The sequence below is a fragment of the Salinicoccus jeotgali genome (genome assembly GCF_055379195.1).
Genome location: NZ_AP043830.1, coordinates 364,220 through 386,400 on the forward strand (window position 1 = coordinate 364,220; position 22,181 = coordinate 386,400).

The 22,181-nt window shown below is 44.7% G+C and carries 22 protein-coding genes, 1 pseudogene and 1 riboswitch; of the genes and pseudogenes, 19 read left to right on the top strand and 4 right to left on the bottom strand.

What is annotated here, in order from left to right:
- Positions 1 to 84 precede the first annotated feature (84 nt).
- The gene (locus ACZ43I_RS01835) at positions 85 to 372 is read left to right on the top strand and encodes a hypothetical protein (RefSeq protein WP_344704578.1); all 288 of its coding nucleotides are present in this window, start codon (positions 85 to 87) and stop codon (positions 370 to 372) included.
- 32 nt (positions 373 to 404) lie between these two features.
- On the opposite strand, the gene ACZ43I_RS01840 is transcribed toward ACZ43I_RS01835, so the two are convergent.
- Together ACZ43I_RS01840 and ACZ43I_RS01845 are read right to left on the bottom strand one after the other, a co-directional pair.
- Positions 405 to 662, bottom strand: coding sequence for a GlsB/YeaQ/YmgE family stress response membrane protein (locus ACZ43I_RS01840; RefSeq protein ID WP_344704576.1), 258 nt, complete (start codon positions 660 to 662; stop codon positions 405 to 407).
- Positions 663 to 757: 95 nt separating this feature from the next.
- Positions 758 to 1,957 carry an MFS transporter gene (locus ACZ43I_RS01845; RefSeq protein WP_344704574.1) on the bottom strand — a complete coding sequence of 400 codons (1,200 nt, stop codon included), beginning with the start codon at positions 1,955 to 1,957 and terminating at the stop codon, positions 758 to 760.
- Between the two features lie 200 nt (positions 1,958 to 2,157).
- Here ACZ43I_RS01845 and ACZ43I_RS01850 point away from each other — a divergent pair.
- The 6 genes and pseudogenes from ACZ43I_RS01850 (at position 2,158) to recQ (ending at position 7,821) form a co-directional block, all read left to right on the top strand.
- Positions 2,158 to 2,748 (top strand): annotated as a pseudogene (locus ACZ43I_RS01850) (anthranilate synthase component II).
- A gap of 80 nt (positions 2,749 to 2,828) precedes the next feature.
- Entirely contained in the window at positions 2,829 to 4,442 is a 1,614-nt protein-coding gene (locus tag ACZ43I_RS01855) for a bifunctional anthranilate synthase component I family protein/class IV aminotransferase (protein WP_344704572.1), read from the top strand.
- Positions 4,429 to 4,659, top strand: coding sequence for a hypothetical protein (locus ACZ43I_RS01860; RefSeq protein ID WP_344704570.1), 231 nt, complete (start codon positions 4,429 to 4,431; stop codon positions 4,657 to 4,659). The genes ACZ43I_RS01855 and ACZ43I_RS01860 overlap by 14 nt, the downstream gene beginning before the upstream one ends.
- 19 nt (positions 4,660 to 4,678) lie before the next feature.
- Positions 4,679 to 4,936 carry a hypothetical protein gene (locus ACZ43I_RS01865; protein WP_344704568.1) on the top strand — a complete coding sequence of 86 codons (258 nt, stop codon included), beginning with the start codon at positions 4,679 to 4,681 and terminating at the stop codon, positions 4,934 to 4,936.
- On the top strand, positions 4,933 to 5,874 hold the full coding sequence (locus tag ACZ43I_RS01870; protein WP_344704566.1) for a 5-oxoprolinase subunit C family protein: 942 nt from the start codon (positions 4,933 to 4,935) through the stop codon (positions 5,872 to 5,874). Before ACZ43I_RS01865 ends, ACZ43I_RS01870 begins: the two co-directional genes overlap by 4 nt.
- A gap of 156 nt (positions 5,875 to 6,030) precedes the next feature.
- Positions 6,031 to 7,821, top strand: a complete 1,791-nt coding sequence (gene recQ / locus ACZ43I_RS01875; protein WP_344704659.1) for a DNA helicase RecQ — start codon at positions 6,031 to 6,033, stop codon at positions 7,819 to 7,821.
- A 31-nt stretch (positions 7,822 to 7,852) separates the two neighbouring features.
- Here the strand turns inward: recQ and ACZ43I_RS01880 are convergent, their stop codons facing one another.
- Positions 7,853 to 8,716, bottom strand: coding sequence for a DMT family transporter (locus ACZ43I_RS01880; protein ID WP_344704564.1), 864 nt, complete (start codon positions 8,714 to 8,716; stop codon positions 7,853 to 7,855).
- A 355-nt stretch (positions 8,717 to 9,071) separates the two neighbouring features.
- Between ACZ43I_RS01880 and nrdI the strand changes: the two genes are divergently transcribed.
- From nrdI to nrdF, 3 genes are read left to right on the top strand one after another with little or no spacing between them, the layout of a single operon-like run.
- Positions 9,072 to 9,479, top strand: coding sequence for a class Ib ribonucleoside-diphosphate reductase assembly flavoprotein NrdI (gene nrdI / locus ACZ43I_RS01885; RefSeq protein WP_344704562.1), 408 nt, complete (start codon positions 9,072 to 9,074; stop codon positions 9,477 to 9,479).
- Positions 9,442 to 11,547: a class 1b ribonucleoside-diphosphate reductase subunit alpha gene (nrdE, locus tag ACZ43I_RS01890; protein ID WP_344704560.1), complete on the top strand. Its 2,106-nt coding sequence runs from the start codon at positions 9,442 to 9,444 to the stop codon at positions 11,545 to 11,547. The genes nrdI and nrdE overlap by 38 nt, the downstream gene beginning before the upstream one ends.
- 27 nt (positions 11,548 to 11,574) lie before the next feature.
- The gene (nrdF, locus tag ACZ43I_RS01895) at positions 11,575 to 12,549 is read left to right on the top strand and encodes a class 1b ribonucleoside-diphosphate reductase subunit beta (RefSeq protein ID WP_344704558.1); all 975 of its coding nucleotides are present in this window, start codon (positions 11,575 to 11,577) and stop codon (positions 12,547 to 12,549) included.
- A gap of 109 nt (positions 12,550 to 12,658) precedes the next feature.
- Here nrdF and ACZ43I_RS01900 read toward each other — a convergent pair whose 3' ends face one another.
- A complete protein-coding gene (locus ACZ43I_RS01900; protein WP_344704556.1) occupies positions 12,659 to 14,134 on the bottom strand; it encodes a Na+/H+ antiporter NhaC family protein in 1,476 nt (491 codons plus the stop codon).
- 189 nt (positions 14,135 to 14,323) lie between these two features.
- A riboswitch (FMN riboswitch) is annotated at positions 14,324 to 14,452 on the top strand.
- Between the two features lie 163 nt (positions 14,453 to 14,615).
- Between ACZ43I_RS01900 and ribD the strand changes: the two genes are divergently transcribed.
- The 9 genes from ribD (at position 14,616) to ACZ43I_RS01945 (ending at position 22,112) form a co-directional block, all read left to right on the top strand.
- Positions 14,616 to 15,650: a bifunctional diaminohydroxyphosphoribosylaminopyrimidine deaminase/5-amino-6-(5-phosphoribosylamino)uracil reductase RibD gene (ribD, locus tag ACZ43I_RS01905; protein WP_344704554.1), complete on the top strand. Its 1,035-nt coding sequence runs from the start codon at positions 14,616 to 14,618 to the stop codon at positions 15,648 to 15,650.
- Between the two features lie 4 nt (positions 15,651 to 15,654).
- A complete protein-coding gene (locus ACZ43I_RS01910) occupies positions 15,655 to 16,293 on the top strand; it encodes a riboflavin synthase (RefSeq protein ID WP_344704552.1) in 639 nt (212 codons plus the stop codon).
- Entirely contained in the window at positions 16,286 to 17,458 is a 1,173-nt protein-coding gene (gene ribB, locus ACZ43I_RS01915; RefSeq protein WP_344704550.1) for a 3,4-dihydroxy-2-butanone-4-phosphate synthase, read from the top strand. Before ACZ43I_RS01910 ends, ribB begins: the two co-directional genes overlap by 8 nt.
- A 12-nt stretch (positions 17,459 to 17,470) precedes the next feature.
- Positions 17,471 to 17,935, top strand: coding sequence for a 6,7-dimethyl-8-ribityllumazine synthase (gene ribH, locus ACZ43I_RS01920; RefSeq protein WP_344704548.1), 465 nt, complete (start codon positions 17,471 to 17,473; stop codon positions 17,933 to 17,935).
- A 120-nt stretch (positions 17,936 to 18,055) separates the two neighbouring features.
- Entirely contained in the window at positions 18,056 to 18,469 is a 414-nt protein-coding gene (locus ACZ43I_RS01925) for a FixH family protein (protein WP_344704546.1), read from the top strand.
- Positions 18,470 to 18,569: 100 nt separating this feature from the next.
- The gene (locus tag ACZ43I_RS01930) at positions 18,570 to 19,247 is read left to right on the top strand and encodes an SDR family oxidoreductase (protein WP_344704544.1); all 678 of its coding nucleotides are present in this window, start codon (positions 18,570 to 18,572) and stop codon (positions 19,245 to 19,247) included.
- A gap of 138 nt (positions 19,248 to 19,385) precedes the next feature.
- Positions 19,386 to 20,354, top strand: coding sequence for an ABC transporter permease (locus ACZ43I_RS01935; RefSeq protein WP_344704542.1), 969 nt, complete (start codon positions 19,386 to 19,388; stop codon positions 20,352 to 20,354).
- A complete protein-coding gene (locus ACZ43I_RS01940) occupies positions 20,347 to 21,306 on the top strand; it encodes an iron chelate uptake ABC transporter family permease subunit (RefSeq protein WP_344704540.1) in 960 nt (319 codons plus the stop codon). Before ACZ43I_RS01935 ends, ACZ43I_RS01940 begins: the two co-directional genes overlap by 8 nt.
- Positions 21,303 to 22,112: an iron ABC transporter ATP-binding protein gene (locus tag ACZ43I_RS01945; RefSeq protein WP_344704538.1), complete on the top strand. Its 810-nt coding sequence runs from the start codon at positions 21,303 to 21,305 to the stop codon at positions 22,110 to 22,112. The genes ACZ43I_RS01940 and ACZ43I_RS01945 overlap by 4 nt, the downstream gene beginning before the upstream one ends.
- Positions 22,113 to 22,181 lie beyond the last annotated feature (69 nt).

Below are 22,181 nucleotides of genomic sequence, written 5' to 3' on the forward strand. Positions count from 1 at the left end.
CAACGGATTCCAAGATCGACTGCTAAATTGATAAAATCACCGTCAGTATATGATAAGATGGTTTTAAATGAAGGTGGTGGTCCTATGGGTATATTAGAATTTATAGTAGCGACATTACCCGTTGTCTTAGTGTTTTCGATTCCACTTTATGCGATCAACGTCGGTCACAGACAGAAAAAAGAGAAAATGGAAATAAGGAAACTGCAGGAGGAGAAGGAAGTGGAGCGTTTGAAACAAGAGAATTTCCTTCTTGAAAACAAACAGATGCAGATGGAGCTTGACCGTATAAAAGAGGAACGGGAACAGAAGCAGCTAGTGGAATCGAAAGAGTCAAGATGGCTGATTGAAGATGAGGAAAAAGATCCCCTGTAACGGCCGTTACAGGGGATCTTCCATAAGTGTTACTATGCTTTATTGCCTCCGAGTGCTTTCATGATGAATGAGACAATCAAAATCAGGATGATTGCGCCAATCAGTCCACCAAGAATGCTGACGCCACCCAATTGTGGGCCGAAACTTAGCCCGAGCGCATTTGCAATCGAAGCACCGACAAGACCTGCGATGATGTTGCCGATGATGCCGAATGGTACATCTTTACCTAATATAAGACCAGCGAGCCAACCGATGATGCCACCGACAATTAATGTAATAATCCAACCCATGGATATTTCCTCCTTATAATGCTTAATTTTAGTTTATTAGATTAAATAATGCATCGTTCTAGTTAGAATATACCCCGGGTTGGCGAGACCAAACATTAATCTGCAGCCATCCTGTCTTTTTTCCTGTAGTGCCTCATAATGAACAGGAAAAGTATCAATGACAATGTGACACTGAATGCACTGGTGAAATAGATGGTGCTGTAGCCGAACGCTTCAGCGATGAATCCATAACTGATTGCCCCAAGCCCGACCCCCATATCAAAGGCTGAAAAGAAGGTCGCATTGGCCATGCCACGCCGATTGTTGTCGGCACGGTTAACGGCCCACGCCTGTAGGGCAGGCTGCACACAGCCGAACCCGAAGCCGTATAATGCTGCAGCAATGAACAGATAATACGGATTGGCCATAATGCCAAGGAGTATCATGGCAGCAATGATTGCGAGTGAACCTGGTACGAACACGATGGTAATTCCTTTTTTGTCATACAATTTCCCGGCGACTATGCGGGATAGCATAAGAAAGGCTGCATAAATGACAAAATAGAACTGGATGAATGTAGGATCGAAGCCCCGCTCATAAGTGTAGACGGGGAGGAATGCAGCAATACCACCAAATGTTACAGTTATGAAGAATAGGAGCGAAGCTGCGGGCAATGCCTGGCGTTCGACAATATCGAACCGTGGCACATAGGTGCTCTTTTCCTTTATGGAAGTGTCGGGAGCTTCTGGTTTCTGATAGCGGATATTTGTTGCAAGGATAAGCGCAGTAAGTCCGAGAACCCCACATATTGAAAAGAGCAGAGTGAATGATATCTGGTCGACGAGAAAGAGTCCGAGAGCCGGCCCGAAAGCGAGTGCGATGTTACCACTGAGACCGTAGTAACCGAGGCCTTCCCCCCGTCTTTTCTTAGGCACAAGGTCTGTGGCGATGGTGCCGGCTGACGTGCTTGACAGTCCCCAACCTACACCTTGCATGATGCGGACTGCGAGCAACAGCGCGATAGTAAAACTTGCGGCCAGTGAAAACATTGAGAGGACAAATAGCAGTAGTCCTGTCAGAAAGACCGGGGCGCGGCCCTTCGTATCAAGCATTTTGCCTGCGCTCGGACGGATGAGCAAAGCAGAAAATGTGAATATGCCGACAACAAGGCCGACCCATCTATCGCTTGCGCCAATCTCCTTGACGAAAAGCGGCAATGTTGGCAGGGTCATCTGGAAGGCAGTGAAGATGAAGAAATTTACGATGACGATAAGTACAAAATCTCTGGTCCATATTTTATTTTTATCATGTGCCATAAAATTACAACCTTCTCGCTTTTAGATTTGTGAAGTCCATATTACTTCGTATTTCGAAAGGAATACTATTATATATTCTACAACACATGACACTTTTTTTCAGCTTAGAGGGGACCATCTTTGGATTTCTGCAAGAAAAGATAGTGTGTTAAAATAGTGTAAAATAAATGCAAAGGAATTTACTCCCGATGAAACTGCTGATGATTGATAACTACGATTCGTTTACATACAATATAATCCACTATTTGGAAAAGGTGAGGCAGGATATCGAAGTTATAACCATCACACCAGATATGCTGGAATCCATCGATATGGAAGACATGGCCGGCATAATCATCTCTCCCGGCCCCTCCCACCCGGCGGCCCGTCCCGAGGTTATTGATTTCGTCAGACGGTATTGAGACACTCTGCCCATTCTCAGCGTATGCCTTGGGCATCAGATGCTTTGGCATATGTGCGGCGGCAGTGTGGCGCATGGGTCGCGCCCGATCCATGGCCATACATTTGAAATTTCCCACGATGGCGGGCCTCTCTTTAAAGGATTGCCTGAACGTTTTTCTGTAACACGCTACCATTCGCTGATATGCCTAGGGGAAGTGCCAGAAGAGCTCATGGTCTCGGTGTGGACCGATGAAGGCGACATCATGGCGATCAGGCACAAGAGTTTGCCGATCTATGGGGTGCAGTACCATCCGGAATCAATACTTTCAGAATGGGGTCTTGAGCAGTTCAGGCTTTTCATCGAAGAAATGGAGAAAGGTGAAGAAAATGCAAGTCCATATAAAATTTAAAAGGAATACGGGTAGTCGGCAATACGGGTAGTCGGCCGCTTTATTTTGCCCATCCAAAAGTAGTGTTTACAGAGAAAGATATGTCGTTGCAGGAAGCACTCCAAAGCATCGAAAAATACATCGATGAAGGATTCTATATCATCACGTCACTTAGCTATGAAGCCAAAGAAGGAGGACCGTTCATCATCGGAGTGTTCGAGTCGCCTGTAGAACGGAGTGTCTTCCAGTCCGCCTATGGTGAGTATGGCGGATACTCAATGCGGAGTCCGGAATTCATCGATTCCCCTTCTAAAATCAAGGGGGACATCGAAGAAATAAGGAATTACATCAAGGACGGACATACATATCAAGTCAACTATACCACCCGATTAAGACGGGACTTCAGAGGGAACGAGCACGCTTTGTTTGAACAATTGACTTCCCGCAACAATGGAGACTACGCTGCTTTTATCCACCATGATGAAGACACGATCGTCAGCTGCTCACCGGAATTGTTCTTTGAAAAGGATGCACATGGCAAAATCAGCGCTCGACCGATGAAAGGGACTTCAAGAAGATATAAAGACCGCCAGGAAGATCAGAAGAGCTATGATTTTCTCAGGCATTCAAAGAAGGACCGCGCTGAGAACGTGATGATTGTCGACCTGCTTCGCAATGATCTGTCAAAGTTGGCGGAAAAAGGTAGTGTCAGGGTGCCTGAACTATTTACAATAGAGCAGTATGAGACGGTCTACCAGATGACTTCGAAGATCGAAGCCCAGCTCACGGAAGGATGCCGTACTGCTGATATCATCGATGCCCTCTTCCCGTGCGGTTCGATCACAGGTGCCCCCAAGCGTTCGACAATCGATATCATCAGCCGTCTCGAGAGCACACCCCGAGGCTACTATTGTGGAGCAATAGGGATCATCTATCCGGATCGAGGCCAAGTGTTCAATGTCCTGATACGTACAATGCATATCAGAGAAGGACAATTTGAATACGGAGCAGGTGGGGGTATTACATATGATTCACTCCCTGTTGCTGAATATGATGAGATTGTTGCGAAAACCGCCTTTTTGGAAGCGGGCAGATACAAATTGATTGAAACGATGCGTTATGAGTCAGGCGAAATAGCGCGGCTAGATTTTCACGAGGCGCGTGTAAATCACTCCAGCAGGAGCCTTGGCTTCAAGCAGCCTGATTTTAAAGAAGCCCTCGCCTCCTATTTGCGGCATCATGCACTAACAGAAGGCACTGTCTTTAAAGTACGGGCACTGATAGATGATAGTGGAGAAACATCGCTCACCCATGAAGAGATGGGGGCCGTGGAGCGCATGCAGGCAAAGATCCACAATGATGCAATCGACAGCCCGGATGATTTCTTGTCCAACAAGACCACCATACGTCACCATTATAAAGGGGCGAGCGATGAATTTCCTCTCGTTTTGTATTATAATAAAAGGCATCAAATCACAGAGTTCAATCTCGGGAACCTGGTTGTGGTGGAAAAGGATGGCTATTTCACTCCTTCAGCCGATACAGGACTGCTTGAAGGGGTCATGCGGACATCTCTCATCAGCGATGGTGTCATATCGGAAAGGGATTATGATTTAGATGAGTTCATTCGGCGATATGAGCAAGGTGAAATTGAAATATATATGATCAATAGCCTAAGGGAATGGGTCGAGGTCAATCTTGATGTTCAGAGGTGAAGGCATGATGGTCCTTTTATGGATGATATTGATAATTGTAATTGTAGTTGGCACACATTTTATTGTGACGTATCTGATTGAAAATAATGTTAAAATAATCGGCGTACTTTTTGCATTTATCGGAGTAACTATAGCGATTCTGCTGGTTCAACTTATCATCAGCGGCATGACGGACTTCGTCGCAGATGAATTAGGAATGTTCTACAAGGATAAATAAAACTTTAGGAGGTGCAACCATGATTTTTTGCAATGGAGATTGCCACATCACCTATCAGAGCGAAAAAGCGCTGGGTGAGACGGTGCGGACACAAGTAGTTCGTTCATTCGAAGATCGGGGGCATGCATATTTGACGAAAGTATCAACGACTGCAAATACGATTACCTTTCAATATTCACCCGTAATCATCATGGAAGCAGAAAATACGATAGAGCCTGGCCACAAAGCCATGATTGAAGCAGAGAAATTTCTCGAAAGGATGGAGATTTCCATATGAGTCTGATTATAAAGGATAGTGGAATGTTGACGTTGCTCCAGACTTTGGACCCCGGACCTTCAGACCAAAATAATCACTATAACGGTGCATGCGACCGTCTGGCGCATAGACTTGCGAACCAGCTTGTGGGGAATCGTGTCGATCAGCCGACGATAGAGATGACGTTACGCCCAGGCACGATAAAGTTCACCGAACCGACTATAATTGCATTCTCCGGAGCGGAATTCATGGCGAAATCAGGTGACCGTAGCATCTACGTCAACCGGATATACCTATTCGATAAAGGGGACGAACTTGTATTCCAAGAAGCAACGCGAGGGAACAGGGTGTATCTTGCAGTAGCAGGTGGAATTAAAGTCGAGGGCTCAAATATCTTGAAATCTGGGGATGAGGTTCTCATGTGCCGTGAATATACACAGCAACATGACGAGCTGTTCAATAAGTTGAAAAGGCATAACGAAGTGAATTGGGGAGTCGACACCTACGCTCTGGTTGAAGTGTATATATCCGATACATACCACCTTGTAAAGCGCCCGGATATTCCTGAATCAGTCTATGAAGCATTAGAAGCAGGCGAGTATACAGTACAATACGAAGAGTATCGGATCACACTCCATCTTGAAGGAAGAAGAATCGATCTGTCCCCTCAAAATATGGAACATGCCGGTATTCGGGGCGGTGTATATATTTCAGAAGAACAACCGCTTCTTGCATTGAACGATTTCGATGCGTCCACTAAAGCAACGCACATAGGGACAATCCCTTCTTATCATCTCCACAAACTTGTACAGAAACGTCCGGGATCCAAAATTCAATTCAAATGCATATCTGCAGAAGATGCCCATGCCAATCTATATGCGCATCACCTTTGGGTGAAAAGCCTGTTCAAGGCGATTGACTATAAATTATCAAAAGAACTGATAAAAGAAAAAATGTAGATCTCTGCCCAGGCTGCAGCCTGGGATTTTTTTCTGCCTTCGGACAAGATAACAGACTTGTTCTACAACAAATGGGATGCAAAATAAGGTATAATGATATATCAGAAATAAGGGTTGCCAACCAAGGCAAAAAGTGGGAATGGTATTATTATGGAAATGGAAAAGACTCTAAAGCAATATTTTGGATTTGAAAACTTCAGGCCTAAGCAAAGGGAAATCATAGAATCCGTAATGCATGGAAACAACACCCTTGGAGTGCTTCCGACTGGCTCAGGAAAATCGATTACTTTCCAGGTGCCAGGGTTGAAGCTCGAAGGATTGACATTGGTCATCTCCCCGTTGATATCTCTTATGCAGGATCAGGTGGAAGCGCTGAGGAGGCAAGGTATTCCGGCTGCCTATCTGAACTCCACCTTGAAAAGGCAAGAAGTGGAACATATAAATGAGGGGCTTGAAGCAGGCGCCTATCAATTTCTATATGTGGCTCCTGAGCGTTTTAATAATGAAGCCTTCAGACAGATGATTACACGCATGGATGTGTCCCTTGTCGCTTTCGATGAAGCGCACTGCATATCCAAATGGGGGCATGACTTCAGACCGAGCTATCAAAACATCATACCCGTATTGAGATCATTGATACCGGATGCTGTAACGATGGGATTGACTGCCACTGCAACAGAAGAAGTACAAACTAACATAAGGGAATTGTTGGAGATTGCTCCCCAGAATGTCTATACGACAAGTGTGGCCCGCAATAATCTGCAACTCAGTGTCAATCCGACCTACCAGCGGGAGCAATTCATCCGTACTTATGTCGAGGCCCATAGCGGTGAGTCGGGTATCATCTATGCAGCAACACGCGCAGAGGTGGAGAAGTTGTCTGGCCATCTCAAAGAATATGGCGTCGACAATATCATCTATCACGGTGGCCTTGCCAAAGATGAAAGAAACCGCAATCAGCAACGGTTCATAGATGGGGAAGTGGATTTGGCGGTAGCAACGAATGCCTTCGGTATGGGAATCGATAAGCCCGACATACGATTCATCATCCACCATAATCTGCCCGGCGATCTGGAGAGCTATTACCAGGAGATTGGGCGTGCCGGAAGAGACGGAGCAGCGAGTGAATGTATACTGCTCTCAAGCCCGCGGGATATCAGTCTGCACCAATTCTTCATAGATCGTTCCAACTCGACAGATCAGTATAAGGATCACATGAGGGCTAAGCTTGATCGCATGATTCAATATAATCGCACAAGCAAATGCCTGAGCAGCTTCATCATCAAATATTTCAATGAAGATGAATATGTGGTCGAATGCGGCCAATGTTCAAACTGCAGAGATAAGGGACGCACATATGACATGACAGCTGAAGCCAAGCTCGTCATGCAGGCTGTGTCACAAAATGCTGTGAGGATGACTAAAGAACAGACTATACAAGTGTTGAGAGGGGAAATGGCAGAAAATGTGATTGCCTTTCAATTAGATGAATCAGCTGCTTTCGGCACCATGGCTCATTATTTGACGAGTGAACTCAATCATATATTGGAAGAGCTCATCTACAGGGGCTATCTCCACGTGGAAGCAGGTGGACTCGAACTTGCTGAAAGGAGCAACATCGTCTTGGAAGGTGAACGCACTCTCTACACTGTGCCTTTCAGGAAACACTTCAATGAAAAAGTCGATATCAGTACCACATCTTCGCCGAATGAACTTCTTTTTGCCAAGCTTGCAGAAACAAGGTATCATCTTGCTGAAAAGCATGGCGTCCGGGAAGAAGATATATTTACCGATAATACGTTGCGGGAGTTTGCCAAAAAAACACCAAAATCCAAGCAGGATATGGTAAATATACATCGAGTGGGCAATTACAAGCTCAAACACTACTGCCCGGATTTTCTTGAGACAATCAACAGCTATAAACGCCAAATGCAGAAGACAAAATAAATAAGCCGGCCAATGGGCCGGCTGTTTCTTGTCATATTTTAGAATGTTTCGGTGGTCTGTTCTTCATGAACATGTAGTAGCTTGCCCCGAAGATGATGATGTAACCGACTATGGAGAGCATATCCGGAACTTCATTGAAGAAGATGATGCTGAAGATTGCAGTGTATAAGATAGTAGAATAGAAGAAAATCGATATTTCACGTGCCGGGGCATAACTGTAGGCGATGGTAAGCCCAAATTGGCCAAGTGCAGCGAATATACCTGCCGATACGAGCAGCCAAAACTGCACAGTGGTCATTGGTTCAAAATTCCATATGAAGAACGGGAGCAGGGCGACCGATGAAAAGAACGAAAAATAAAATACTACAGTGTAGAATTTTTCCCGGCTGCCAAGGACACGCAAAACAGTATAGGCACCTGCAGCAGATAGAGCACCAAGCACAGCAATCAGAGCATATACCGTCTCGCTTGATAGGGAAGGCTTGATAATAAAAATAGCTCCGGCAAAAGCGATAATAATTGAAATCATTTGATATCTGCGTATATATTCCTTCAAGAAGATCGCGCAGAGGATGATGGTGAAGAATGGACTCAGCTTATTGAGTATGTCTGCATCACTAAGCACCATCTTATCGATGGCGAAGAAATTCAGCAGAACACCGAGCAGCCCGAAAGATGATCTGAGGAGTAGAAGCCCTTGGTTCTTTCTATGACCAAAAAGTTTTTCTTTGTAGTACAATGCAAAGGGCAAGGCGACGAGCATCGCCACAAAGTTTCTGAAAAAGGCTTTTTGGACGGTAGGCAAATCACCGCTATATTTTACAAAAAGGGCCATCAGACTGAATCCAAGTGAAGAAATAAGCAAGGCGATGATGCCTTTTATGGTATTGTTCATTATTATGCCAACTCCATCTTTATATTTTATTTCAATGTTTTACAATCTGGAATTTTACACAAAAAAATTTAGAAGAATTTCCGATATAGTATAACATACTTATGATGCGCCTTTGGAGTCATTAAAGTGATTTTATGCGCAATGAAATTCCTTTTAATGCCATTGTAAATTAAATGCCAATATGGCATCATAGGGTATGCGATACGTATATATTGTGTACTCAATTCTAATTGGGCGCAATATATAGTGTTTAACTTAAACACTAAACGTGTAAAATCATAACAACATGAACTAAATGAAGGCGAACTTATGTTCGTTGTATTTATTTTATGATAGCATGAAAAGGAGGGGTGGCATGATCATTGCATTCTATTCGATGACCGGAAACGTCAGGCGCTTCATTAACGGTTCTGGAATTGCTGAAGACTACGATACTTATGAGATACGTGCTTCAAACAAAAATGAACGCATACATGAGCCATTTATATTGGTAACCAGCACCTATGGTTTCGGTGGCGTGCCGAATGAGGTGAAAGCCTTCCTTGAAGTCAACAACGACCTTATGAGGGCAGTCGCATCCAGCGGCAACCGCAACTGGGGTGAAAATTTTGCACGTGCAGGTGAAGACATAAGTGAAAATTACAATGTTCCCTTGCTGATGAAGTTTGAACTGCACGGAAACCAAAAAGATAGGGAAGAATTCTTTGGAAAGGCAGGAGCTATATATGAAAGTTATGGACGATCAGAAATTCAATCATATTGAGTTGAACAACGAAGTGACAAAGCGCGATGAAACGGGCTTTTACCAATTGCACAAGGACCAGGAAGCACTTGAAGTGTTTATGGAGGAAGTGAAGGTTAACACCATTCATTTCGATTCTGAATTGGAACGGATGCATTATTTGGTGGACAATGACTTCTACTACGATCTATTCCAGGAGTACACAGATGAAGATGTACTTGAAATCGTAGCATACGCAGACAATATTCCATTCAAGTTTAAAAGCTATATGGCTGCCAGCAAATTTTTCAAAGACTATACAATGAAGACAAATGATAAGAAATATTATCTTGAAGATTATAAGCAACATGTGGTGATCGTCAGCCTCTACTTGGCGAAAGGAGATAAGGAGCGTGCAAAACGTTTCATCCTCTCGATGATCGAACAGCGCTATCAACCGGCAACGCCGACCTTCCTGAACGCAGGACGTGCTAGACGTGGAGAGATGGTTTCGTGCTTCCTGCTTGAAGTCGACGATAGCCTGAACTCAATCAACTATATCGATTCAACGGCAAAACAGCTATCTAAAATAGGGGGCGGGGTTGCGATTAACCTCTCCAAACTCCGGGCACGCGGCGAAGCGATCAAAGGCATCGAAGGCGTAGCTAAAGGGGTGCTCCCAGTAGCTAAATCACTGGAGAATGGATTTGGCTATGCAGACCAGTTGGGACAAAGACCTGGTGCAGGCGCCGTCTATCTCAACATCTTCCATTATGATCTTCCTGAATTCCTGGACACGAAAAAGGTGAACGCCGATGAAGATCTGCGTTTGGCCACGATTTCAACAGGCCTTGTCATCCCATCCAAGTTCTTTGATCTAGCCCAGGACAACCAGCCGTTTTATCTGTTCGCGCCTCATACGGTAGAGCGTGAGTACGGCCAGTCATTGGACGACATGAATCTTGATGAGATGTATGAGGACCTGGTGGCTAACGACAACGTCAAAAAACGCAAACTCGATGCCCGCGACATGCTCAATACAATCGCACAGACACAACTCCAGTCGGGTTATCCATACATCATGTTCAAAGATAATGCCAACAAAGTGCACCCGCTTAAGGATGTCGGACAGATAAAGATCAGTAACCTATGCACTGAGATTTTCCAGCTGCAGGAAACGTCTACAATCAATGATTATGGTACAGATGATGAGATACGCAGAGATATATCATGTAACCTAGGCTCCTTGAACATCGCCAATGTGATGGAGTCCGGAAAAGTACGGGATTCAGTCCATGATGGCATTGAAGCACTGACCGTAGTGAGTGACTCTACAGCCATCGCCAATGCGCCAGGTGTCAAAAAGGCGAATGATGAATTGCATTCCGTTGGTCTTGGAGCAATGAACCTACATGGCTACCTCGCTAAAAACAAGATCAATTATGAATCTGCGGAAGCAAGGGATTTTGCGAATGTCTTCTTCATGCTGCTTAACTTCTATTCCCTTGAAAAATCGATGATGATTGCGAAGGAACGCAAAAAGACATTCAAAGGTTTCGAAAAATCCGAGTATGCGAACGGTGCCTACTTCGAACGCTACATCAACGATGTTGTGGAACCTGAATTCGATAAAGTGGCAGAACTTTTCACTGATATCCATATCCCGACGCAACAGGATTGGGCGGCGCTCCGCGATGAGGTTGTAGAACACGGTCTATTCCATGCCTATCGTCTCGCGATTGCCCCGACCCAGAGCATTTCATATGTCCAGAATGCAACGAGTTCGGTCATGCCGATTGTAGATTCAATCGAGCGCCGTACCTACGGTAATTCTGAAACATTCTATCCGATGCCATTCCTGTCTCCGGAAACCATGTGGTACTACAAGAGTGCATTCAATACCGACCAGATGAAGCTGATCGACATGATTGCTACAATCCAACAGCATATCGACCAGGGCATCAGTACGATCCTATATGTAAACTCAGACATTTCGACTAGAGAATTGGCCAGACTTTATATATACGCACACCATAAAGGCTTGAAATCCCTGTACTATACAAGGAATAAACTACTCAGTGTCGAAGAGTGTACAAGCTGTTCAATATAAGAGAGCAAGGACAAAGGAGTCATTAAAATGATCGCAGTTAACTGGAACAAAGAAGATGACATGACCAATGTGTTTTGGCGACAGAATATATCCCAGATGTGGGTGGAGTCGGAGTTTAAAGTCTCAAAAGATTTGGCTTCATGGGCAGGAATGTCGGAAGATGAAAAAGATACATTCAAAAAGGTGTTGGCAGGCCTGACCGGACTCGATACCCATCAAGCTGATGATGGCATGCCCCTCATCATGCTTCATACTGATGATCTCCGTAAAAAAGCGGTATATTCTTTCATGGGTATGATGGAGCAGATTCATGCGAAATCCTACTCCCATATATTTTCAACGCTACTTCCTTCAAAAGAGACGAATGTGCTCCTTGATGAATGGGTGCTTGAAAATGAACATCTTAAGCTCAAGGCAGATAAAATAGTAGGTTACTACCATAAATTATTCAACAGCGAAGCCTCTGTCTACGACCAGTATATGGCGCGCGTCGCGAGCGTATTCCTGGAATCGTTCCTATTCTATTCCGGCTTCTATTATCCATTGTATCTTGCCGGACAGGGACGTATGACGACAAGTGGGGAAATCATCAGGAAGATTTTGCTGGATGAATCCATCCACGGCGTATTCACTGGTCTGGATGCCCAATCCATGAAAGGGGATATGTCTGCAGAAGAGCAGGAGCGTGCTGATAAAGAAATGTACGAAATGCTCAAAGAACTCTATGCAAACGAAGAAGCCTATACAAAAGCACTGTACGATAAAATTGGCCTGACTGAAGATGTGCTGAATTATATCCAATATAATGCCAATAAGGCACTCGCCAATCTAGGGTTCGAACCCTACTTCGAAGAGAAGGCTTTCAACCCGATTATAGAGAACGCACTGGATACCACGACCAAAAACCATGACTTCTTCAGTGTCAAAGGTGATGGCTATGTGATTGCGCTTAATGTTGAGCCAATTCAGGATGAAGATTTTATATTTGATGATGTGAAATGAAAATATCCTAAATAAAATTGAAATGATCCATAAGAAAGCGGCTCGGAGATTCCAATAGATCTCCGAGCCGCCTTTTTGTTTGACCGAGGGAATCGTGAAGCGGAAATATCTAGTCTTCCGGCTTCTCTTTGACCTCTTCACCATTTTTCCCTTCATATCTCAAGCCCCATCCTGTTATTGCTGCAAAAAGCATAATGAGGAAAAGGAACCATCCTTGGAACACGAATGGAAACACTGCTGTTGGTTCAACAATAGGCAACCAATCATATGATTGGTTCTTTATTGTCTGTATCGTTGACCATCCCAATAGGACGGGCGCGCCCCACGGGAAAATATACCCTAAAGCTGAAGTCACTGCATCCAGCATATTCGCCCTGCGGTAACGGTGGATTTTATACTTCTCACCGATCTCCCTTACGAATGGGGCAGCAGCAATTTCAGCTGCAGTATTGATCGTTATTGAGCTGTTCAGTATGGAAACTATCGCCCATATGGAAAGTTCTGCTCTACGGACGGAATTCTTGATCCATTTGACCAGACCGTCAGTTATGGCTGCCATTGTTCCGCCGAGTCTCATCAGATGCGCTGCACCAACTATAAGCAGGATAAGTATGGCCATGTTAAAATATCCAGTCAACCCTGAAACTAGCGCTCCTTCAACGACTGTGTCTGACTCCGAATTAAAGCTTAAAATATCTCCCGGTGACCCAGGGGCTATTGTAAAGACCAGCAGAATGGCTGATAAGATCCCCCACGTGAGAGACGTTAAAAGATGTTGACCGGATAAGGCGAGTATAAGTACAAGGGCAAAAGGTATCAGCATGATCAGGCCATCCGGCGTGACGGATTCCAATATGGAGGCAGTTGAAACTTGTTCAGATGTAGAAGCACCTCCGCCGCCGAAGATGGCAAACAGTATTACGGCAGGAATCGCTGCAGCAATCGAATATTTGAAGCGACTGCGGACAACCCCGGGTACATCCGCATTCTGTGTAGTTGCAGAAACAATTGTCGTATCGGATACCGGTGCGAGGTTATCACCGAATACTGCTCCAGCCAGAATGGCCGCGAACATGAATGTCGGATCTGCCCCGACAGCAACGCCAGCGGGATACATCAGTGTACAGAAAGCAACAGTTGTACCGTATCCAGTACCGACGGCAGTCGAGAAAGTTGCTGCCAACAAGAAGGTGAGGGCGACAAAGAGCCCGCCTTCGACACCTGTCACAGAACCAATCCACACCAAACCTTCAACCAGGCCGCCGACCTGCAGCACTTGGGCGAACATGCCAGCATAGAACCAGGCCACCATCGCAATCAGGCCTACCGGTTGTGCCAGACCATCAAACAATCCTTGGGCATAGTCTTCCCATTTGCTTTTGCACAGGAGCAATCCCAGGGTCACTCCAATTACTGCTCCCAGTACAAGTGCCACTTCTGATGATAATTGCATTACACTGATCGTTATTGCCCACACTACAAAAAACAATAAAGGGACTGCTGCACCGAATGGTCCCAGACGGAAATCCAGTTTCTTTACAGTCCTTTCTCCAGTTGCACGATCCAATTCTTCGTTATCGGTCAATTTTCTCCCTCCCCATAATTAAATCGACACGATTATTTAATGTCGATTATTACCACCATAGTAACATATAATCAGAAAACAGATAATATTCAAATAATAAACGATATAAAAACAATACATTCTGTAATGCGGCTTGACAAAAACTATGTGTGTCATATGATGGTAGTAGAGTTTTTCAACTGAATACAAGCATTCTTTCGGGGCAGGGTGAAATTCCCAACCGGCGGTGAGAGCCCGCGACCTGCATCTATAATTGATGTGGCTGATTCAGTGGAAATCTGAAGCCGACAGTGAAAGTCTGGATGGGAGAGAGAATTGTGGAACATACTGATTAAAGTATGCTTATTTGGCATACCTTAAAATGAGGCATCGATTATGCGCGTCAGCAAACATGCGCACATCCGGATGCTTGCTTCTGCATACAATCCTTTAAGCGCCGATGAATCCATTCATCGGCGTTTTTATATTGAGGAGGTAGAAATTGAATCATTATATGAAAATGGCGCTACAACTTGCCCAAATGACCTCAGGCCAGACTGGAACCAACCCGGCTGTCGGTGCAGTTATAGTGAAGGATGGAAAAATAATCGGCATGGGAGCACACTTGGGATACGGCGAACCTCATGCTGAGCGTCAGGCGCTGGCAGCATGCAATACAGACCCTGCAGGTTCAGACATGTATGTAACGCTGGAACCGTGTTCACATCATGGTAAAACTCCGCCTTGTACAGAGGCGATAATCGCGGCAGGCATAAAAAAAGTGTACTATGCTGCGAAGGATGAGAATGTGGAGGTAAGAGGACATGAAGTATTGGATGCGACCGGTGTTCAAGTCGCTCATCAACAGGAAACCGAGATAGATAGCTTCTACCATCCTTTCTTTACGCATTTGAAGAGGAAGTATCCTGTAATCACATTGAAATGCGCCATGAGCCTGGACGGTAAGCTTGCCCTCTGTGATGGCACAAGCAAGTGGATAACGGGAGAGGCCGCAAGGTATGATGCCCATGAAGAAAGGCATGTCCACGACGGCATACTAGTGGGCGGCACGACTCTGCTTAGGGATAATCCACGACTTACAGCCCGGGTATACGGGGGAGGGAACAGTCCTGTACCGATCATTCTGCTTGGTGACGGGATGCTGCATGATCATCTGCATATATTCGATCATGATAGCCGGCCGATCATTTTTACGACGAATGAAATGAATATGAAATACAGCGACCGATGCGATCTCAGAGTGGGGGAGAGACCACTTGAGGAAGTGTTGAAAGTATTGTACGAAGAAGGGATATCCACCCTTTTCATAGAAGGTGGTGCGAGCACCCTCACCTCTTTTATAGAACAAGAATTATACGACAGGATCATCTTATATATTGCCCCGAAATTGTTTGGTGAATCCGGTTATGGGTTGTATCAATCACAGGTTCCAAAAATGGAATCTGTTGTGCAACTGGACCTGGAAAAAGTTGAAAGCCTCGAATCTGATCTTAAATTGACTTATAGAAAGGCTTGAGGATATGTTTACAGGAATAATTGAACAAGTGTGCAAAGTGGAAGAAGTCGAAGATACAGGACAGCATACCCGACTGATGATAGAGAAAGGCATGTTTGATGATTTGAAAATCGGTGACTCCATCAGCATTGATGGTGTCTGTCTGACTGTAACCCATCTGGATGATGAATGTTTCACAGTCGAAATGATCAACAAGACCAAAAAGATTACAAATCTCGGCCCGATAAAACCAGGTACCATGGTGAATCTGGAGCGGGCATTGACCATGAGCACGAGACTCGGTGGACACTTTGTCTCGGGCCATGTTGATGGTGTCGGCAAGGTGATGCATAAAGAAACTGATGGCAGCGCGGTTAATATGCATATTCAATGTCCTGGGAAGCTGATGAAATATATATTGGATCGAGGGTCGATTACAATAGATGGCATCAGTCTGACATTATTTGGAGTGCGGCCCGACCGTTCCGAAGTCATCATCAGCCTGATACCTGAAACACAATCCAGTACGACACTTGGAAGCAAAGCGCCGGGTAGTGCCGTCAATATAGAGGCAGATATGCTGATGAAGCATGTGGAGCATCTATTATCTTGGGGCACTTTAGAGGCAGGAGAGGCGACGAGAAAGGAGGTGCCCCATGTTTGATTCGATTGAAGCGGCTTTACAGGACCTTAAGGCTGGGAAACTGATCATCGCAGTAGACGACGAGAATCGGGAAAATGAAGGGGACCTCATAGGCATTGCAGAATTCATCAGCGAGGCTGAAGTGAATTTCATGGCCACTCACGGACGCGGACTGATATGTGCGCCGATTTCAGCTGACATTGCTGAGGAAGCAGGACTCTCCTTGATGATTGAGGACAGCAGTGATCCTTATAAAACTGCATTTACGGCGTCCATCGACCACAAATCATCTACAACTGGAATCAGTGCATATGAACGATTCAGAACAATCCGGGCCCTGACCGATAAAACTGTCGACTCAACCGAATTCAATAAGCCGGGCCACGTCTTTCCACTTATAGCGAAAGGAGGGGGTGTCCGGGAGCGCATGGGACATACGGAAGCCTCTGTAGAACTTGCACGCCTTACAGGCGCCTCCCAAGTCGGCATCATATGTGAAATCATGAATGAAGATGGTACGATGGCACGCGTTGACGACCTAGTTGAATATAAAAGGAAACATGGCCTCAAGATGATTACAATTGAGGCATTGAGGAAGCATGTTGAAAATAAGGGTGCGGTCACTCTGGAGACGACCATAAATATGCCTACCGAATACGGTACGTTTAAAGTTTACGGTTTTATCGATAAAGGGACCGGACAGGAACATCTTGCTCTGGTACATGGAAATGTAGGCAATAAGACCAATGTCAGAATCCATTCGGAATGCCTGACCGGTGACGTTTTCCGTAGCCTTCGCTGTGATTGCGGTGCGCAGCTCGAAAAGGCCATGAATATCATGAGCCGTGAAGATGGCGTCATATTATATATGAGACAAGAAGGTCGGGGCATTGGTCTGATCAATAAGATGAGGGCCTATGAATTGATAGAAGATGGTTATGACACAGTCAGTGCGAATGAGCATCTTGGTTTCGATGCGGATCTGCGCACATATGATGCAGCTGCAGAAATGCTGCGACAATTGGGCATCGACCATGTCACTTTATTCAGCAACAATCCAAGCAAGATAAAGGGGCTTGAGGCTGAAGGGATAAAAGTACAGCACAAAAGCCATATCGTTGAATCGAATCTAATCAACCAGGATTACTTGAAGACCAAAAAAACGAAGCTTGGACATATGCTTTAGGAGGAAATGATAATGAATAAAATAGAAGCTAATATGATAGGGACTGATCTGAAAATCGGGATTGTCGCGGGACGGTTCAATGATTTCATCACTTCCAACCTCGTTACCGGTGCCGAAGGTGCTCTGCTCAGCCATGGCATCAAATCTGAAGACATCGAACTGTTTCATGTGCCGGGGGCTTTCGAAATCCCGCTCATCGCCAAGACCCTGGCCGACTCGGGGAAATATGATGCGATTGTAGCATTGGGATGTGTAATCCGAGGAAGCACCACCCATTATGACTATGTATGTAATGAAGCGGCCAAAGGCATTTCAAACGCTTCTATATCCTCAGGTGTCCCAGTCATGTTCGGGCTGCTTACTACAGAAACGATTGAGCAGGCAGTGGAGAGGGCCGGTACAAAAGCAGGCAATAAAGGAACCGACGCAGCACTCGGCGCAATTGAGATGGCTAACTTGATGAAGAAGATAATATAATCATTCCACAGACTTCCTGAGTGGGCCGATATATTTCAGATAACGTTCATATTTATGTGCGCTAGAGCGCTTCTTTCCATGGTACTCTGTAAAATACGTACTAATAAGGAGATGTAGCGAATGAATTTGAAAGTAGGTTTTTTCACGGTATTAACTTCAGGGGTTCTGTTGCTTTCCGCCTGTGGGGGCGGCGAAGATGACGATCATGAAATGAGCCATGAAAATTCAAATGGTGATGAAATTAAATCACTGGAAGCCAGTTTGGAAGTGCCTGGAACGGTGGAAGCTGGTGAAACGGCTGAATTTATCGCGCATGTCACTTCCAATGATGAAAATGTGACAGATGCCGATAAGGTTGTATTTGAAGTCAAAAAAGATGAGGAAAGCATAGAGAAGATTGAAGCGGAACATTCAGAAGCAGGTGCATATACGATTGACTATACTTTTGATGAGCCAGGAGACTATGTAGTCATATCGCACGTCGACGCGTTCAGTCTTCATACGATGCCGCAGGAGGAAGTGACGGTGGAATAGACCGTCTGAGGTGCCATCCTTCAGTTTGTAAAGCAGCCATTTAAGGTTTACAATAGAGATAGCATTTATCTAGATATGGCGCTTTAATCAGGAGGAAAAGATGAATTTGAAAGAGAAGACTTATGTAGTGTCGGATGCTGCTACTCCCTTAGGCAGGGAACTGTCGATGCATCTTGCGCAAGAGGGGGCCAACGTCATTTTGGCGGGGGTGGATTACGCTGAGTTGGAAAATCTTTTTGAAGGTCTAAAGCAAAGTTCTGAGGGCACGCACAAAGTGGTGTTTTTGGAACAGGCGAAAGAGATAGATTGGGTAGCGACGGTCGAGGAGATCCAACAGGATTACAATACATTAAATGGCATCGTATTGGTTCATAGGATCTTTACGGAAAACCGTTCCGTCTATGATGTATCATTCGATGAATTCAACCAGGTAATGTATGAGCATGTATGGGGGACTTATCTCGGCATCCGTACATTACGGCCGATGCTGAAGGACGAGAGTGACGCGAAGATCATCAATGTGATTGAACCGTCATTTGAAGATGTCTTCGAAAGGAACCTCTACTACACAGTTACAGGCGCAATCGAGGCATTGACACATTCTACCGCCGCCGAACTGCGGAGGGAAGACGTGGATGTGTACGCCTTAAGCTACAGACCTTCCATCCGCTATGAAGAATCAGGGGGGCGCTCTTATCACGAAGCGCTCAGCACAATAATGGCCATCCTATACGGGGAAGAGAACATACCGAATGGAGAAACTATTATAATCAATTAAACAACCGGATACCATCTGATGCCAATCGGGTGGTTTTTTTATTATATTGGATTTTGAATGCTTGAAATTGAAGCATTGACGTGTATAATTGAACATGTGGTTATCGCTGATAATCATTATCAATTAAGGTGGATTAAAATGATATATAAACTGTTCAGGCTAGACATCATGATTATATTATTGATAGTACTTTCGATTGTCTCGATGTTTGTCGGGGTGGTTGAACTTTCTCCGGGAGATCTGTTTGATTTGACGGACAACCAGAAGAATATCATTATGGAAAGCCGCTTGCCGAGAACAGTTGCGATTATCATTTCCGGTGCATCACTCAGTGTTTCCGGCTTGATTATGCAGCAATTGACACGCAATAAGTTCGTTTCTCCAACGACGGCTGGTACTATGGACTGGGCACGTCTCGGTATATTATTGGCTCTGATGTTCTTTCCGACTGCCAGTCTGCTCGTCAAACTGATTTTCGCATCGGCACTCAGTCTTTTGGGGACGATGCTTTTCATGCAGATTATTCAACGCGTCCAATTTAAAGATGTGGTATTTGTTCCATTAATTGGTCTGATGTTGGGTAATGTTGTCGCCAGTGTAGCGACATTCCTGAGCTTGAGGACGAATTCGATTCAGTCATTATCGAGCTGGCTGCAAGGTGATTTTTCCATAATCATTTCCGGACGATACGAAGTATTATACATAAGCATTCCTTTTCTCATCATTGCATTGTATTATGCGAATCAATTTACAATTGCGGGGATGGGTCGCGACTTTTCAAAAAACCTTGGGCTCAATTATCAACGCGTGATGAATATTGGCTTGCTTATTACCGCTGTAATCACAGCATTAGTGGTGGTCACAGTGGGCATGTTACCATTCCTCGGCCTGATTATCCCGAACATCATTTCACTATTTCGGGGTGATCATCTGAAGAACACAATTTTTCTGACTGCTGTGCTTGGAGCCGTTTTTGTCATGATATGTGACATTCTTGGACGCATCATCATCTTCCCGTATGAAATTTCCATCGGCTTGATGATTGGTGTCATAGGAAGCTTCATCTTCCTGATTATGGTCTTCAGGAGGGTGAGATCCAATGCATGATAAAAAGAACAACAGGCTACTCATCATTTTTGTAGCTGCAACACTCATCATTGCAGGGCTCTACACATTCTATCAGTTGAACTTCGATATACTCTATTATCAATTGCCGTCACGTCTAAACCGTGTGGCTACCATGATCATTGTGGGTATAGCGATTGCCCTATCAACAGTCATCTTTCAGACTATCACGAAAAACCGTATCCTGACTCCATCGATAATGGGGCTCGATTCCGTCTATTTATTTATACAGACGGTAATAGTGTTTGTCGCAGGCGCACGTTCTCCTCTGATTACGAACGACAACGTGAATTATCTGGTCAGCATGATCGGGTTGGTGATCTTTACTGTATTCGTCTTCAAGTACCTGTTCAAGATGACAGGGAACCATGTATTCCTGCTGCTGCTAATCGGAATCATCCTGGGTACATTCTTCAGCAGCCTGTCGACATTCATGCAGATGCTCATCAATCCGGATGACTTCCTCGTATTGCAGAGCTCAATGTTTGCCTCATTCAATGCAATCAATGAACAGCTGCTCTGGATTACCGGTGCCATCGTGCTGATCATGCTTCTTATAGTACTGAAGGACTTCCATTCACTTGATGTCATCACACTGGGCCGTGATCATGCAATAAACCTGGGTGTGAACTATGATAGGAAGGTGTCCCAGCTGCTTCTCATCATTGCGGTATTGGTCTCGGTATCTACCGCACTGGTTGGTCCTATAATGTTCCTTGGTTTGCTTGTCGTAAACCTGGCCCACGAGGTGTTCAAGACATATAAACACCGTTATCTGCTTATCGGCAGTTCACTCATTGCAGTGATTACACTGCTGGTCGGACAGATTTTGACACAGTATGTATTCAACCAGGCAGTCGAGATCAGCGTAATCATAAATCTTGTAGGTGGCGTATATTTCATCATATTAATGCTTAAGGAGAGTCGAAGATGATCGATCTTAAAGGTATTTCCAAATTCTATGGCCAGAAAAAAGTAGTCAATGACGTATCTGTTTCAATTGCCAAGGGTAAAGTGACCTCTTTCATAGGCCCCAACGGTGCAGGTAAGAGTACAGTATTGTCCATGGTCACACGTCTTTTGAACCATGATAGTGGAGAAGTTCTCCTGGAAGGTAAAAACATACTCAATGCTCCGAGCGATTCCCTAGCGAAGAAGATTGCAATTCTAAAGCAGTCCAATAATATGGACTTGAAGATTACTGTCAGGGAACTGATTTCTTTCGGTCGTTTCCCTTATTCCAAAGGTCGTCTCACGCAAAAAGATAATGAAATCATAGATGAAGCCGTCAGCTATATGGAATTGGAAGACTTTGAAGATCGTTATATCGATGAGCTGTCCGGCGGACAGAGGCAACGCGTATACATTGCCATGACGATTGCCCAAGATACGGAATATATATTCCTTGATGAACCCCTCAATAACCTTGATATGAAGCATTCTGTGCAGATAATGCAGATTTTAAGGCGATTGGTGCGTGAGCGCAACAAGACGATAATCATAGTAATACATGATATAAACTTTGCCTCATGCTATTCAGATAACATTGTTGCAATGAAAGATGGCAAAATCGCAGTCAGTGGTAAAAAAGATGATGTCATCAGAAAAGAGGTTCTAGAAGACATCTATGAGATGGATATCAATATAGAATGCATCTATGGACAGCAGATATGCGTCTATTTCGATGAGCATGAGAATGCGACTGTAGATGATTTCATCGAGGACCAGGCACGTGCCTAATACGAACATAGACATTAAGGGAGGTGATGGGTTCTTACCGGATATATGGATGTTTTTAGTGGGGGCTAA